Consider the following 13,269-nt stretch of genomic DNA (forward strand, 5'->3'; position numbering starts at 1 on the left):
TGCCTGGAAAACTTTAGACTTGCCGGATGGTCGATGCCCCGGTCCCCACAACTGCTGTTCTCCCCACCCCTACGTCCACGGTCCTGGGCGCCTGTCCGCACGACTGCCCGGACACCTGCGCGCTGGTCACCACCGTCAAGGACGGCGTGGCCGTGAAGCTGCAGGGCAATCCGGCCCATTCGCACACCGGTGGCGTTCTCTGCACCAAGGTTTCGCGCTACATCGAACGCAACGACCACGCCGAAAGGCTCGTCCAGCCGATGAGGCGGACTGGTCCCAAGGGCAGCGGCCAGTTCGAACCTGTGAGCTGGGAGGCCGCTCTTGACGACATCGCCGCGCATCTCCGTGCATTGCAGACAGATCCGGAAACAATTGTGCCTTATAGTTACGCAGGCACGATGGGTCTGGTGCAGGGCGAGTCGATGGATCGACGTTTTTTCCACAAATTGGGCGCCACGCTGCTGGACCGCACGATCTGCTCCATGGCCGGCGGCGAGGCCATGGTCCACACCCTGGGCGCCAAGACCGGCATGCGGATCGAGTTCTTCGCCGAGGCGAAGCTGATCCTGATCTGGGGCAGCAACTCCATTGCCAGCAACCTGCATTTCTGGCGCCACGCCCAGGCCGCCCGGCGCGCCGGTGCGCGGCTGGTGTGCATCGACCCGCGCAAGACCGAAACCGCCGACAAGTGCGACGAGCACATCGCCCTGCTGCCCGGCACCGATGCCGCGCTGGCCCTGGCGCTGATGCACGAGCTCATCGTGCACGGCTGGCTCGACCACGACTTCATCGCCAACCACACGCTCGGCTGGGAGCAGCTGAAGGAGCGCGCACTGCAATGGCCGCCCTCGCGCGCGGCCGCCGTGTGCGGCGTGCCCGAGGCGCAGATCGTGGCGCTGGCGCAGGCCTACGGCACCACCCGGCCGGCCGCGATCCGCCTGAACTACGGCATGCAGCGCGTGCGCGGCGGCGGCAACGCGGCGCGCGCCATCGCCTGCCTGCCCGCGCTGGTGGGGGCCTGGCGCGACCGCGCGGGCGGGCTCCTCCTGAGCAGCTCGGGCCACTTTCCGGTCGACCGCGCCGCGCTGCAGCGCCCCGACCTGCTCGCGGGCCGTCAGCCGCGCACCATCAACATGAGCACCATCGGCGACGCGCTGCTCGACGGCCAGGCAAAGCCGGTGAAGGCCATCGTGGTCTACAACAGCAACCCGGTCGCGGTGGCGCCCGAGTCGGGCAAGGTGGTGGCGGGCTTCGCGCGCGAAGACCTCTTTACCGTGGTGCTCGAGCAGTTCCGCACCGACACCGCCGACTACGCCGACTACCTGCTGCCCGCCACCACCCAGCTCGAGCACTGGGACATCCACACCAGCTACGGCCATACCGACGTGCTGCTCAATCGGCCCGCGGTGGCGCCGCGCGGCGAAGCGCGCAGCAATGCCTGGGTGTTCCGCGAGCTCGCGCGCCGCATGGGCTTCGACGAGCCCTGCTTCTCGGACGACGACGAGGCGCTGTGCCGCAGCGCCTTTGCGCCGGGCGCCATCGACTACGCGCAGCTGCTGGAACAAGGCTTCACCAGCCTCGCGCTGCCCGAGGCGCCTTTTGCCGAGGGCCGCTTCCCGACGCCCTCGGGCCGCTGCGAATTCTTCAGCGCGCGCCTGCAGGCGCAGGGCATGGACGGCCTGCCCGACCATGTGCCCAACTACGAAGCGGCGGGCAGCTCCAGCGAGTTTCCGCTGGCCATGATCTCGCCGCCGGCGCGCAATTTCCTCAATTCGACCTTCGTCAACGTGACCAGCCTGCGCGCCATCGAGGGCGAGCCGCTGCTCGAGATCCACGAGGCCGACGCGGCCGCCCGCGGCATCGAGGACGGCGCCGTGGTCCGCGTCTTCAACAAGCGCGGCGAGCACCGCTGCCGCGCCGAGGTGTCGCGCCGCGCGCGGCCCGGCGTGGTGCACGGCATGGGCATCTGGTGGCGCAAGCTCGGCATGGACGGCACCAACGTCAACCAGCTCACCAGCCAGCGCCTGACCGACATCGGCCGCGGGCCGACCTTCTACGACTGCCTGGTCGAAGTGGAGCGTATTGCTCCCTCTCCCTCCGGGAGCGGGTTGGGGTGAGGGCTGCCCCCGCATTCGCCCTGGCCGGCGCGCTGCTGATGCTCGGCGGCTGTGCCGACCTCGGCTACTACTGGCAGTCGGCCAGCGGCCACCTCGGCATCCTGCGGGTGGCCAAGCCGGTGCCCGAATGGCTCGCGGACCCCGCCGTTTCCGCGCCCTTGAAGGCCAAGCTCGAACTCGCGCAGCGCATCCGCCGCTTCGCCGTCACCGAACTGGCGCTGCCCGACAACCCCAGCTACACCTCGTACGCCGATCTGCACCGCCCCGCGGCGGTGTGGAACGTGGTGGCCGCGCCGCCGTATTCGCTCACGCTCAAGAGCTGGTGCTTTCCGGTGGCCGGCTGCGTGGGCTACCGCGGCTACTACGACGAGGCCGCCGCCCGGGCCGAGGCCGAGGCGCAGCGCGCCAAGGGGCTGGAAGCGGCCGTGTACCCGGTGCCGGCGTATTCCACACTGGGCTGGATGAACTGGGCCGGCGGCGATCCGCTGCTTTCCACCTTCATCGGCTACCCCGAAGGCGAGCTGGCGCGCATCGTGTTCCACGAGCTCGCGCACCAGGTGCTCTATGTGCCCGGCGACATCGTCTTCAACGAGTCGTACGCCACCGCGGTGGAGCGCATCGGCGGCGCGATGTGGCTGGAGCGCGAGGCCGGCGAGGCGGCGCGCAGCGACTACGCGCGCTTCGACGCGCAGCGTCAGCAGTTTCGCGCGCTGGCCCTCGAGACGCGCCGTGCGCTCAACCGGGCCTACGAATCCGCCGAGGCCAAGGCCGGCGACTGGCCCGCGGTCGACGCCATGAAGAAGGCGGCGATGGATGCCTTTCGCGAGCGCTACGCGATGCTGCGCGCGCAATGGCAGGGGCCGCGGCAGGGCGCCTACGACCTGTGGGTGGCGCGCGCCAACAATGCGACGTTCGGGGCCCAGGGTGCCTACGACGACCTGGTGCCGGGCTTCGAGGCCCTGTTCGTGCGCGAGAGCCGCAACTGGCCGCGCTTCTACAAGGAGGTGCGCCGCATTGCCGCGCTGCCGACGATGGAAGAGCGGCGCCACGCATTGCAGACCGCGACCGGCATCCTGCAGACGAATTCCCGCCACGACCACAACGACAACAACGGAGGCCAAGGTGCCTGACATCCATATCGAACGAAACCACGCACTCGGCATTGCCGGCGCCCGCGAAGTCGCACGCCAGTGGATCGAGCAGGTCGGGCAGGACTACGGCCTGGAGTGCACCTACACCGAGGGCGAGGCCTGCGACGTCGCGCAGTTCAGCCGCATGGGCATCGACGGCACGGTGGAGGTCACGGCCGACACGCTGACGCTGGAGGCGACGCTGGGCTTTTTGTTCAGCAGCTTCAGCGGCCAGATCGAGCAGAAGATATCGCGCAAGCTCGATGCCTTGCTGGCGTCGCCCGGTGGCGGCGGTGCCCGCTTCGCCTGAGCGGCGGTCGGTCAGGCGATGACCGGCGGCACGGCACACTCTGGCGCCATGACGCACGCATCTTCTTCTCTCCCGGCCGCGGGCCCGCTGGCCGGCCTCAAGGTCGTCGAACTCGGGCAGCTCATTGCCGGGCCTTTCGCGGCGCGCACGCTGGCCGACTTCGGCGCCGAGGTCATCAAGATCGAGCCGCCGGGCGCGGGCGATCCGCTGCGCAGCTGGCGGCTCCTGAAGGACGGCACCTCGGTGTGGTGGCAGGTGCAGTCGCGCAACAAGCGCTCGCTCGCGCTCGATCTGCGCCAGGCCGAGGCACAGGCCGTGGTGCGGCAGCTGGCCGCCGAGGCCGACGTGCTGGTCGAGAACTTCCGCCCCGGCGCCATGGAAGGCTGGGGCCTTGGCCCGGACCAACTGCTGGCCGCCAACCCCGCGCTCGTGATGCTGCGCATCAGCGGCTACGGCCAGACCGGCCCCTACCGCGACCGGCCGGGCTTCGGCGTGGTGGCCGAGGCCATGGGCGGGCTGCGCCACCTCACGGGCGAGCCCGGCCGCGTGCCGGTGCGCGTGGGCGTGTCGATCGGCGACACGCTGGCCTCGCTGCACGGCGTGATCGGCGTGCTGATGGCGATGCAGCACCGCCATGCCACCGTCAGCGCCGAGTATCCGAAGGGCAGGGGCCAGGTGGTCGACGTGGCGCTCTACGAGGCGGTCTTCAACTGCATGGAAAGTCTGCTGCCCGAGTACGGCGCGTTCGGCGCGGTGCGCGAGGCGGCCGGCAGCGCGCTGCCCGGCATTGCGCCGACCAACGCCTACCGCTGCGCCGACGGCGGCTACGCCATCGTGGCGGGCAATGGCGACAGCATCTTCCGCCGGCTGATGGCATGCATCGGCCGGCCAGACCTCGCGGCCGATCCGTCACTGGCTGGCAACACGGGTCGGGTGGCGCAGGTGGAAATGCTCGACGCCGCCATCGGCGACTGGGCCGCGGAGCGCACGGTGGACGAGGTGCTGGCCGCGCTCGATGCGGCGCAGGTGCCGGCCGGCCGCATCTACACCATCGCCGACATCGCGGCCGACCCGCACTACGCCGCGCGCGGCATGCTGCAGCAGGTGCCAATGCCGGACGGCAGCGCGCTCGCGGTGCCCGGCTTCGTGCCCAAGCTCTCGCTCACGCCGGCCAGCCACCGGCGCAACGCGCCCGCGCTGGGCGCGGACACCGACGCGGTCCTGAAGGAGATCGGCCTGAGCGCCGGGCAGATCGCCGCGCTGCATGCGCGCGGGATCGTCGGCTGAGCGCTGCGGCTCAGGCGCGCAGCGATTCGATCAGGTCGATGTACTTCTGCTTCGCCTCGTCGGCGCCGAGGCCCTTTTGCGCGGTCCAGGCGTCCCACTTGGCGCGCGCGACGATGTCGCTGAAGCTCGGCTTCTTGGCCGTGTTGTCGCCCTCGGTGGCCTGCTTGAAGAGGCCGTAGATCTTGAGCAGCGTGGGGTTGTCGGGGCGCTCCGGCAGCAGCTTGGAGTTGGCCTGGGCGGCTTCGAAGAGGGTGTCGAGATCGGACATGGCGGTCGGTTTGAAAAGCAGGAAACCCGCATCTTAAAGTGCGCGGTACCCGCGGGTACCAGCGCGCGGCTCAGTCCGTCAGGCCGGCGCGCGCCAATTCCACGTCGAGCCGCTCCTTGGCGTCCGCCGGCTTCAGCGCGGCGGCCTTCTCGTAGAGCTGCGTGGCCTCGCCCAGGCGCGCGTCGCCGTGCAGCATGAGCAGCGCGCGGCCGTATTCCATGAGGGCGCTGGGTGAATGGGGGTGCAGTTCGAGGCCGCGCTCGAACAGCTCGACCGACATTTCGGCGCGCACGCCGTAGGTCATGCGGCCGACCAGCGCGCCCACCTTGTCGATCACCTCGGCATGGAAGGCGGCCAGCGCGATGTGCGCATCGGCATGCTGCGGCTGCAGCTCGATCACGCGCTCGAGCGCCCCCTTGAGCTTGCTGCCGAGGCCCTGCGCCAGCGCGCGCGCCACGCTGATGCCCTGGCTGTAGCGCCCGAGCGCATAGGCCTGCCAGTAGAGCGCATGGCAGTTGTCGGGCTCGGTGCCGGCCTGGGCGGCGGCGCGCTCGATGACCTGGCGGAACATCGAAAGCCGGACCGATTCGCGCGGCTCGAGGTAGTTGGCATAGACGGCGGTGGCCTGGTTGGCCAGCACCAGGCCGTCCGGCCCGTGCGCCAGGCCGAGCGCGGCGGCGCGCTCGAACTCGCCGTTGTGATAGAGCGCCCAGCCGTCGGCCAGCGGATGCCCGTTCGGCGGCGGCGGCAGGGCGTGGCCGGCGTGCAGCCGGGGCCAGTGCGGCAGGAGGCTGTGCGCGTCGTAGCGCGGCAGGTCGGCATAGGGCAGCGGTGTCCAGGATTGCGCGGTTGCGGCGACCGGGCTGGCGGACATCAGCGAGAGCGGCTTGAAATCTGGATGGGGCATGGCGTTAACGGGCCTCGGCTGCCAAATCGGCGGTGGCCTCCGGAGGAGGCCGCGCGCTTGCGGGATCATCGCCGCTGTAGGCATGGCTGAGTGTCAGCAAATGCCGCCGCTGCTCGCCTCCGAGATACGGCGCGAGCAGATGCAGCGTGTGCTGGCCGCCGCGCATCAGCGCGCCCTGGGCGTGCGCGGGTTCGAGCGCCTCGCGCGGATTGCGCACGTACTCGTAGCTGAGCCAGTAGGTCAGCACCACCACCATGCTCTGGGCGAGGGTGTCGACCTCGTGGGCATCGATGTCCAGGTGCCCGGCCCGGCTCAGCCCCGCGATCAGCATGCGGATCGCGCGGGTCTTGTTCTTGAGCACCAGCTGGAACTGCGTTTCGAGATGCCGGTTCTTGCTCAGCAGGTCGTTCAGGTCGCGGTAGAGAAAGCGGTAGCGCCAGATCAGCTCGAACAGGCTGTGCATGAAGAACCAGGCGTCTTCCACATCGTGCACGCCTTCGCTGGCATGCAGCAGCTCGTTGAGCTCTGCCTCGTAGCCTTCGTAGAGCTTGTTGATCAGCTCTTCCTTGGCGGGGTAGTGGTAGTAGAGATTGCCGGGGCTGATGTTGAGCTCGCCCGCCACCAGCGTGGTGGAGACGTTCGGCTCGCCGAAGCGGTTGAACAGCTCGAGTGCGGCTTCGAGGATGCGTTGCGCTGTGCGGCGTGGCGCCTTCTTGGCCATGTCAGTCCCCGTTTTTTGTCTCTTGGGGACACTCTAGCGTATGTGCACTGCACCATGAATGCGCCAGCGCAATGTTTTGCGCGGCGCGTGTTGTGCACTGCCGCAAAAACGGGGCTCGGGAGGCGCTCAGCCCGGCTTGGTGCTGCTGCTGCGCCGCACGGTCTTCTTGGCGGCGGTGGCGGGTGCGGCGCTGCGGCCCGCGGTCTTGCGGCTTGCGGTGCGCGCCGGGGCGGCGGCGCTCTTGCCCGGGCGGCGCTGCAGTTCGGCCTCGAGCGCGGCCACGCGGGCCTGCAGCGCGGCGTGCTCGGCGGCCGAGGGCACGCCCAGCTTTTCGAGCGCGCGCGCCACGCGCTCTTCGAAGATGTTCTCGAGCTTGCCCCATTGGCCCGCGGCCTTGGTGCCGAACTCGTTCGCGAAGCCGGCCATGCGCGTCTGCGCCTGCGTGAGGGTTTCCTCGGCGGCCTGCTGGGTTTTCTTCTGCAAGCCGGCGCCGTCCTTCACCAGCGCCTCGAAGGCCTTGCTGCCTTCCTGCTGCATCTTGGCGAAGGCGCCAAGCCCGGCAAGCCAGATCTGCTGGGCCGAGTCCTTGATGCGGTCGGAGCCCTTGTTGCCGTCGTCGTCCTGGGTAGCCATGCGAATATTCCTGTGAAACCAACGAGCGACTCTAGCCGCTCGTCCCGCTCGTTTTTAGAGCTTTGTATCTATGGCCACGGGCTAAACGGTGGCTCCGGCGGCGCGGCTGGCGTCCAAATGGGTCTTGGCCCGTTCGGCAAGCGCCATTTCGCCCGGCGTGCCGGGCACGAAGGGCTGCACCGGCAGCGGCCGGCCGTGCGAATCGACCGAGACGAAGACGATCAGGCATTCGGTGGTCTTGTCCATGGTGCCGCCCTTCATGTCGCCGCTGCGCACCTCGACCGAGATGTTCATGCTGGTGGTGCCGGTGTAGGCCAGCCGGGCCTCGACCTCGACCAGGTCGCCGATCATGATCGGATGGTGGAAGCGGATGCTGCCGATGAAGGCCGTCACGCAGTAGCGCTTGGCCCAACTGGTGGCGCAGGCGTAGCCGGCTTCGTCGATCCATTTCATGACGGTGCCGCCGTGGACCTTTCCGCCGAAGTTGACGGTGCTGGGCTCGGCCAGGAATCGAAGGGTGATGGAGGACATGCGCCGCCTTTTGTGTGGGCCGTGGGTGGGGTTCCGATTATGCGAGCGAGCGCCCACCGCGGCGCGCGCCGCCGGTCGGCGCGGCGCACACGCTCAGCCGCCGCCGCCGAACAGCTCCGCCAGCGTGCGCCGCAGCCAGGCATTGCCGGCGTCCGCATGGAAGCGCTCGTGCCAGTGCTGCTTGACGGCATAGGCCGGCAGCTCGAAGGGCGGCTCCAGCAGCTTCACCGGCTCCTGCGTGGCCAGCACCTTGCCGAGGATGCTGGGCACGATCACGATCAGCTCCGTGTGCGCCACGATGCGCGCCACGCTCAGGAAGCTCGACAGGCTGGCCACCACGTTGCGCCTGAGCCCCAGCCGCGCGATGGTCTTGTCGACAATGGCATGGCCGGTACCCGACGAGGCCACCACCGCATGCGCCTCGGTCTCGAAGCGCTTGCGCGTGAGCCGCTCGCCGATGCGCGGGTGGTTGCGCGCGGCCAGGCAGACGAAGTTCTGCATGAACAGCGTCTGCTGGTAGAAGCCCGCGTCCAGCTGCGGCATGAAGCCCACGGCCAGGTCCACCGCGCCGTCCTCGAGCCGGCGCCCGCTCTCGGTGGAGATGATCTCGGTCTCGATGCGCACGCCGGGTGCCGTGCGGCGCAGGTGGTCGAGCAGGCCGGGCAGCAGCACCACCTCGCTGATGTCGGTCATGCAGATGCGGAAGCTGCGCGCCGCGCTCGCGGGATCGAAGCTTGCGCGCCCGCCCTTGGCCCGGTTCAGCCGGTCGAGGATGTCGAGCACCAGCGGCTGGATCTGCCGCGCATAGGGCGTGGGCTCCATGCCGCGCGAGGTGCGCACGAACAGCTTGTCGCCGAAATGCGTGCGCAGCCGGGCCAGCGCGGTGCTGGCCGCCGACTGCGAAAGGCCCAGCCGCTCGGCCGCGCTCGACACGTTGGCGGTCTTGTAGACCTCGTCGAACACCAGCAGCCATTCGAGATCGAGCTGGGCCATGAAACAACTCCTTTGCGGCGACCACTATCAAGAAACAAGATCGGGCCTATCGCCATGGCCCCATTGCGCCAATAGTAGTACCGGCGGAAGATCCGCGTTCCCCCGGAGACAACCGCCGCACGACGGCCGGAGCTGCTGCTGCCCATGAACCCCACCGCCCAGAAACCTGCCGCCCCGGCGCCCGCCAATGCCGCGGAACGCCGCGGCTACTACGAGCGCATCCGCCCGCTCCACCTCACGCCGTTGTGGGAGTCGCTGCATGCGCTGGTGCCGCGCGAGCCCGCCACGCCCTGCGTGCCGGCGCTCTGGCGCTACGACGAGATCCGGCCGCTGCTGATGGAATCGGCGGACCTCATCACCGCCGAGGAAGCGGTGCGCCGCGTGCTCGTGCTCGAGAACCCGGCGCTGCCCGGCAACTCGTCGATCACGCAGTCGATCTACGCGGGCCTGCAGCTCATCATGCCGGGCGAGGTGGCGCCCTCGCACCGCCACGTGCAGTCGGCGCTGCGCTTCATCGTCGACGGCAAGGGCGCCTACACCACGGTGGGCGGCGAGCGCACCACCATGTACCCGGGCGACTTCATCATCACGCCTTCGTGGGCCTGGCACGACCACGGCAACGAGGGCGTCGGCGGCACGGTGGAGCCGGTGGTCTGGCTCGACGGGCTCGACATTCCGATGCTGCGCTTCTTCGACGCCGGCTTTGCCGAGAACGACGACGCCAAGGTGCAGCACGTGGCACGCCCCGAGGGCAACAGCCTCGCGCGCTTCGGCCACAACATGGTGCCGGTGCGCCACGACCACGCGTCGCCCACCTCGCCGATCTTCAACTATCCCTACGCCCGCAGCCGCGAGGCGCTGGCCCTGCTGCAGAAGCAGGAGGCGTCCGATGCCTGGCTGGGCCACAAGCTGCGCTACATCAACCCGCTGACGGGCGGCGCGCCCATGCCCACCATCGGCACCCAGCTGCAGCTGCTGCCCCAAGGCTTCACGGGCAAGGCGCACCGTGCCACCGACGGCACCGTCTACAGCGTGGTCGAAGGCCGCGGCATCGCGGAGATCGCGGGCCGGCGCTTCGAGTTCGGGCCGCGCGACACCTTCGTGGTGCCTTCGTGGGCGCCGCTGCGCCTGTCGGCGCCCGCCGAGGACGTGGTGCTCTTCAGCTTTTCGGACCGTCCCGTGCAGCAGGCCATGGGCATCCTGCGCGAAGCCTTTCTCGAAGACGCCTGAAAACCGTCCGCATTTTTTCGTTCTTCTCTTCTCTTGTCTTGACCCTGTGCCGCCGCGCGCGGCAGGAGCCCACATGTCCTTCGTCTTCACGCCTCCTTCCATCGTCGGCCTGCCCATCGTGGGTTCGAGCGAGCTGTTCCCGGTGCGCCGGGTCTACTGCGTGGGCCGCAACTACGCGGCGCATGCGCGCGAGATGGGCTTCGACCCCGACCGCGAACCGCCGTTCTTCTTCTGCAAGCCCAACGACGACGCCTCGGTGGTGCCCGTGGCCGAGGGCGAGACCGGCGCCATTCCGTATCCGCCACTCACGAGCAACTACCACTACGAAGCCGAGCTCGTCGTGGCCATCGGCAAGGGCGGCAAGGACATTGCGGTGGCAGAGGCCCCCAGCCACATCCACAGCTACGCCGTGGGCCTGGACATGACGCGGCGCGACCTGCAGATGAAGATGCGCGAAGCCGGCCGGCCGTGGGAAATCGGCAAGGCCTTCGATTTCTCGGCGCCCATCGCGCCGCTGCGCACGCTGGCCGACGTGGGCGAGATCAATGCCGGCGCGATCCGGCTCGAAGTGGACGGCCAGGTGCGCCAGAACAGCGACATCACGCACCTGATCTGGTCCGTCAACGAAGTGATCGCCAATCTCTCGACGCTGTTCACGCTGCAGCCCGGCGACCTGATCTTCACCGGCACGCCCGAAGGCGTGGGCGCGGTGAAGCCCGGCCAGACCCTCAAGGTGAGCATCGACAAGCTGCCTTCGCTCACCGTGCGAATCGACTGAGCAAGCGCAGCGCAGAGGCCACGCGATGAGCACACTCCCCCCGAAGAACCCTCCCACCGTGCTGCTCGTCGGCGGCGGCATCGGCGGCATGGCGGCCGCGCTGGCGCTCGCGCGGCTCGGCGTTTCCATCGACCTGCTCGAGCAGAGCGCGACCATCGGCGAGATCGGCGCCGGCCTGCAGCTCGGGCCCAACGCCTTCGCGGCGCTCGACGCGCTCGGCGTGGGCGAGGCGGTGCGCCGCAACTCGGTCTTCACCGACCGGCTCGTGATGATGGACGCGGTCGACTGCGGCGAAGTGGCCTCGGTGCCCGTGGGCGAAGCCTTCCGCGCGCGCTTCAGGAACCCGTATGCGGTGAGCCACCGCGCCGACCTGCACGGTGCCATCCACGAGGCCGTGAAGCAGCATCCGCTGATCCGCTTCCACACCTCGGCGCAGGTCGAGACCCTCGACATCGGCACGGGCAAGACGCAAGGCGTGGTCGCCACCACGCGCGACGGCCGGCGCTTCAAGGCCGATGCGATCGTGGGCTGCGACGGCGTGAAGTCGGTGGTGCGCGCCAGGCTGGTGGGCGACGAGGCGCGCGTCTCGGGCCACGTGGTGTACCGCGCGGTGGTGCCGGTGGCCGACATGCCGGCCGATCTGCGCTGGAATGCGCCCGTGGTCTGGGCCGGCCCCGACTGCCACCTGGTGCACTATCCGCTGCGCCATGGCGAGCAATACAACCTGGTCGTCACCTTCCACAGCCGCGAGCAGGAGGAGTGGGGCGTTTCCGAAGGCAGCAAGGAAGAAGTGCTGTCCTACTTCGAGGGCGTGCATGCGCGCCCGCGCCAGCTGCTCGACCGGCCAAGCTCGTGGCGGCGCTGGAGCACGGCCGACCGCGATCCGGTGGCGCGCTGGAGCGACGGCCCGGCCACGCTGCTGGGCGATGCCGCGCATCCGATGATGCAGTACCTCGCGCAGGGCGCCTGCATGGCATTGGAGGACGCGGTCACGCTGGGCGCCGCGGTGCAGGCCTGCGATTTCGACATGCCGGCCGCCTTCAAGCTCTACGAGGCCGCGCGCATTCCGCGCACCGCGCGCGTGGTGCTGTCGGTGCGCGAGATGGGCCGGCTCTATCACGCCAAGGGCGTGGAGCGGCTGGTGCGCAACAGCCTCTGGGTAGGCCGCACGGCCGAACGCTTCTACGATGCGGTCGAGTGGCTCTATGCCTGGCGGCCCGAGCATTGCCTGGACGACGCGCCGCAGCCGCTGTTGCGTTCCGTCGCGATCTCCGGCGCCGAGGCAGCCGCCGTGCTTTCGCCACACTGAGCGGACGGGTTTCCTTCATCATCACCATTCGAGGCCACAGGCCCAGGAGACAAGACAACATGAGCTTTTCACCACGCGCATTGCGGGCGGGCATCCTGGCCCTGGCGTCGCTGGCCGCCACCACCGGCGCCTTGGCGCAGGCCGGCGACTATCCGAACAAGCCGGTCACGCTGGTCACGCCCTTCGCGGCCGGAAGCGGACCCGATGCGGTGCTGCGGCTGGTCTCCGACAAGCTCTCGCGCCTCTGGAACCAGCGCGTGCTGATCGACAACCGGCCGGGCGGCGGCGGCTTCATCGCCATCGACCAGGCGCGGCGCGCGGCACCCGACGGCTACACGCTGCTGCAGCTGGACAGCGAGCACATTGCGGCGCTGCCGCACCTGTACAAGTCGCGCAACTTCGTGACGCTGCAGCACTTCGACCCGGTGGCCTCGCTGTTCCGCACGCCCTTCTTCGTGGCGGTGTCGAGCGAGTCGAAGTGGAAGAACATGGGCGACCTGATCGCGGCCGCCAAGGCGAGCCCCGACGCCGTCGTCTACGGCTCCTGGGGCGTGGGCAGCCCGGGCCACCTGGGCGCGCAGCAGCTGGAGGCGCTCACCGGCATCCGCATGCGGCACGCACCGTTCCGCGAGGTGTCGCAGCTGTTCTCCAACGTCGGCACCGGAGAAGTGCCGTGGAGCTTTGCCAGCATTCCGTCGAGCCAGGGCATCTACAAGGCCGGCAAGCTGCGCTACCTGGCCATTGCCGCGCCCAGGCGCATTCCGCAGATGCCCGAGGTGCCGACCATGGCCGAGGCCGGCGGGCCGGCCTCGCTGGAGGTCAACTCCTTTGTCTCGCTGCTCGCGCCCAAGGGCGTGCCGGCGGCCGTCAAGGCCAGGATCAATGCCGACGTGGCCAAGGTCATTGCCGACCCCGAGATCCGCGCGCGCTTCGACACCTTCGCCTTCGAGCCGCTGGCCTGGTCGCCCGAGGAGATCGAGCGCAACGCCGAGGCCAAGTCCAAGGTGTATGGCGAGCTGGTCCGCCGCGGCAACATCAGCCTCGACTAGCGGCCT

Annotated in this window: 14 protein-coding genes; 8 read left to right on the forward strand and 6 right to left on the reverse strand. The window is 69.4% G+C overall.

Annotation, left to right across the window (positions count from 1 at the left end; all coding sequences use genetic code 11):
* Nucleotides 1-26: 26 nt before the first annotated feature.
* The 4 genes from RZE77_RS01750 to RZE77_RS01765 are packed head-to-tail and all read left to right on the forward strand — an operon-like array spanning nt 27 to nt 4,844.
* Complete coding sequence (locus tag RZE77_RS01750; protein WP_319440427.1) at nt 27-2,117, forward strand: molybdopterin-containing oxidoreductase family protein; 2,091 nt, start codon at nt 27-29, stop codon at nt 2,115-2,117.
* Complete coding sequence (locus RZE77_RS01755) at nt 2,114-3,247, forward strand: aminopeptidase (RefSeq protein WP_319440428.1); 1,134 nt, start codon at nt 2,114-2,116, stop codon at nt 3,245-3,247. Before RZE77_RS01750 ends, RZE77_RS01755 begins: the two co-directional genes overlap by 4 nt.
* Entirely contained in the window at nt 3,240-3,557 is a 318-nt protein-coding gene (locus tag RZE77_RS01760) for a polyhydroxyalkanoic acid system family protein (protein WP_319440429.1), read from the forward strand. Before RZE77_RS01755 ends, RZE77_RS01760 begins: the two co-directional genes overlap by 8 nt.
* 48 nt (nt 3,558-3,605) lie before the next feature.
* The gene (locus tag RZE77_RS01765) at nt 3,606-4,844 is read left to right on the forward strand and encodes a CaiB/BaiF CoA transferase family protein (protein ID WP_319440430.1); all 1,239 of its coding nucleotides are present in this window, start codon (nt 3,606-3,608) and stop codon (nt 4,842-4,844) included.
* A 10-nt stretch (nt 4,845-4,854) separates the two neighbouring features.
* Here RZE77_RS01765 and RZE77_RS01770 read toward each other — a convergent pair whose 3' ends face one another.
* From RZE77_RS01770 to RZE77_RS01795, 6 genes are all read right to left on the reverse strand, one after another.
* On the reverse strand, nt 4,855-5,112 hold the full coding sequence (locus RZE77_RS01770; protein WP_319428811.1) for an acyl-CoA-binding protein: 258 nt from the start codon (nt 5,110-5,112) through the stop codon (nt 4,855-4,857).
* A gap of 70 nt (nt 5,113-5,182) precedes the next feature.
* Nucleotides 5,183-6,019, reverse strand: coding sequence for a tetratricopeptide repeat protein (locus RZE77_RS01775; RefSeq protein WP_319440431.1), 837 nt, complete (start codon nt 6,017-6,019; stop codon nt 5,183-5,185).
* A gap of 4 nt (nt 6,020-6,023) precedes the next feature.
* Nucleotides 6,024-6,740, reverse strand: coding sequence for a TetR/AcrR family transcriptional regulator (locus RZE77_RS01780; RefSeq protein ID WP_319440432.1), 717 nt, complete (start codon nt 6,738-6,740; stop codon nt 6,024-6,026).
* Between the two features lie 126 nt (nt 6,741-6,866).
* Entirely contained in the window at nt 6,867-7,373 is a 507-nt protein-coding gene (locus RZE77_RS01785) for a phasin family protein (protein ID WP_319440433.1), read from the reverse strand.
* Nucleotides 7,374-7,454: 81 nt separating this feature from the next.
* A complete protein-coding gene (locus RZE77_RS01790; RefSeq protein WP_018903932.1) occupies nt 7,455-7,904 on the reverse strand; it encodes an acyl-CoA thioesterase in 450 nt (149 codons plus the stop codon).
* A gap of 93 nt (nt 7,905-7,997) precedes the next feature.
* Nucleotides 7,998-8,897 (reverse strand): LysR family transcriptional regulator, encoded by a 900-nt coding sequence (locus RZE77_RS01795; RefSeq protein WP_319440434.1) that lies wholly within the window; start codon nt 8,895-8,897, stop codon nt 7,998-8,000.
* A gap of 144 nt (nt 8,898-9,041) precedes the next feature.
* Here RZE77_RS01795 and gtdA point away from each other — a divergent pair, with 144 nt between their 5' ends.
* From gtdA to RZE77_RS01815, 4 genes are all read left to right on the forward strand, one after another.
* Nucleotides 9,042-10,127 (forward strand): gentisate 1,2-dioxygenase, encoded by a 1,086-nt coding sequence (gtdA, locus tag RZE77_RS01800; RefSeq protein WP_319440435.1) that lies wholly within the window; start codon nt 9,042-9,044, stop codon nt 10,125-10,127.
* Between the two features lie 73 nt (nt 10,128-10,200).
* The gene (locus tag RZE77_RS01805) at nt 10,201-10,905 is read left to right on the forward strand and encodes a fumarylacetoacetate hydrolase family protein (RefSeq protein WP_319440436.1); all 705 of its coding nucleotides are present in this window, start codon (nt 10,201-10,203) and stop codon (nt 10,903-10,905) included.
* A gap of 25 nt (nt 10,906-10,930) precedes the next feature.
* The gene (locus RZE77_RS01810) at nt 10,931-12,214 is read left to right on the forward strand and encodes a 3-hydroxybenzoate 6-monooxygenase (protein WP_319440437.1); all 1,284 of its coding nucleotides are present in this window, start codon (nt 10,931-10,933) and stop codon (nt 12,212-12,214) included.
* 59 nt (nt 12,215-12,273) lie between these two features.
* Nucleotides 12,274-13,263: a Bug family tripartite tricarboxylate transporter substrate binding protein gene (locus RZE77_RS01815; RefSeq protein WP_319440438.1), complete on the forward strand. Its 990-nt coding sequence runs from the start codon at nt 12,274-12,276 to the stop codon at nt 13,261-13,263.
* Nucleotides 13,264-13,269: the final 6 nt, after the last annotated feature.

Origin of the sequence: Variovorax sp. SPNA7, assembly GCF_033807855.1 — a bacterium.
Lineage (GTDB): Bacteria > Pseudomonadota > Gammaproteobacteria > Burkholderiales > Burkholderiaceae_C > Variovorax > Variovorax beijingensis.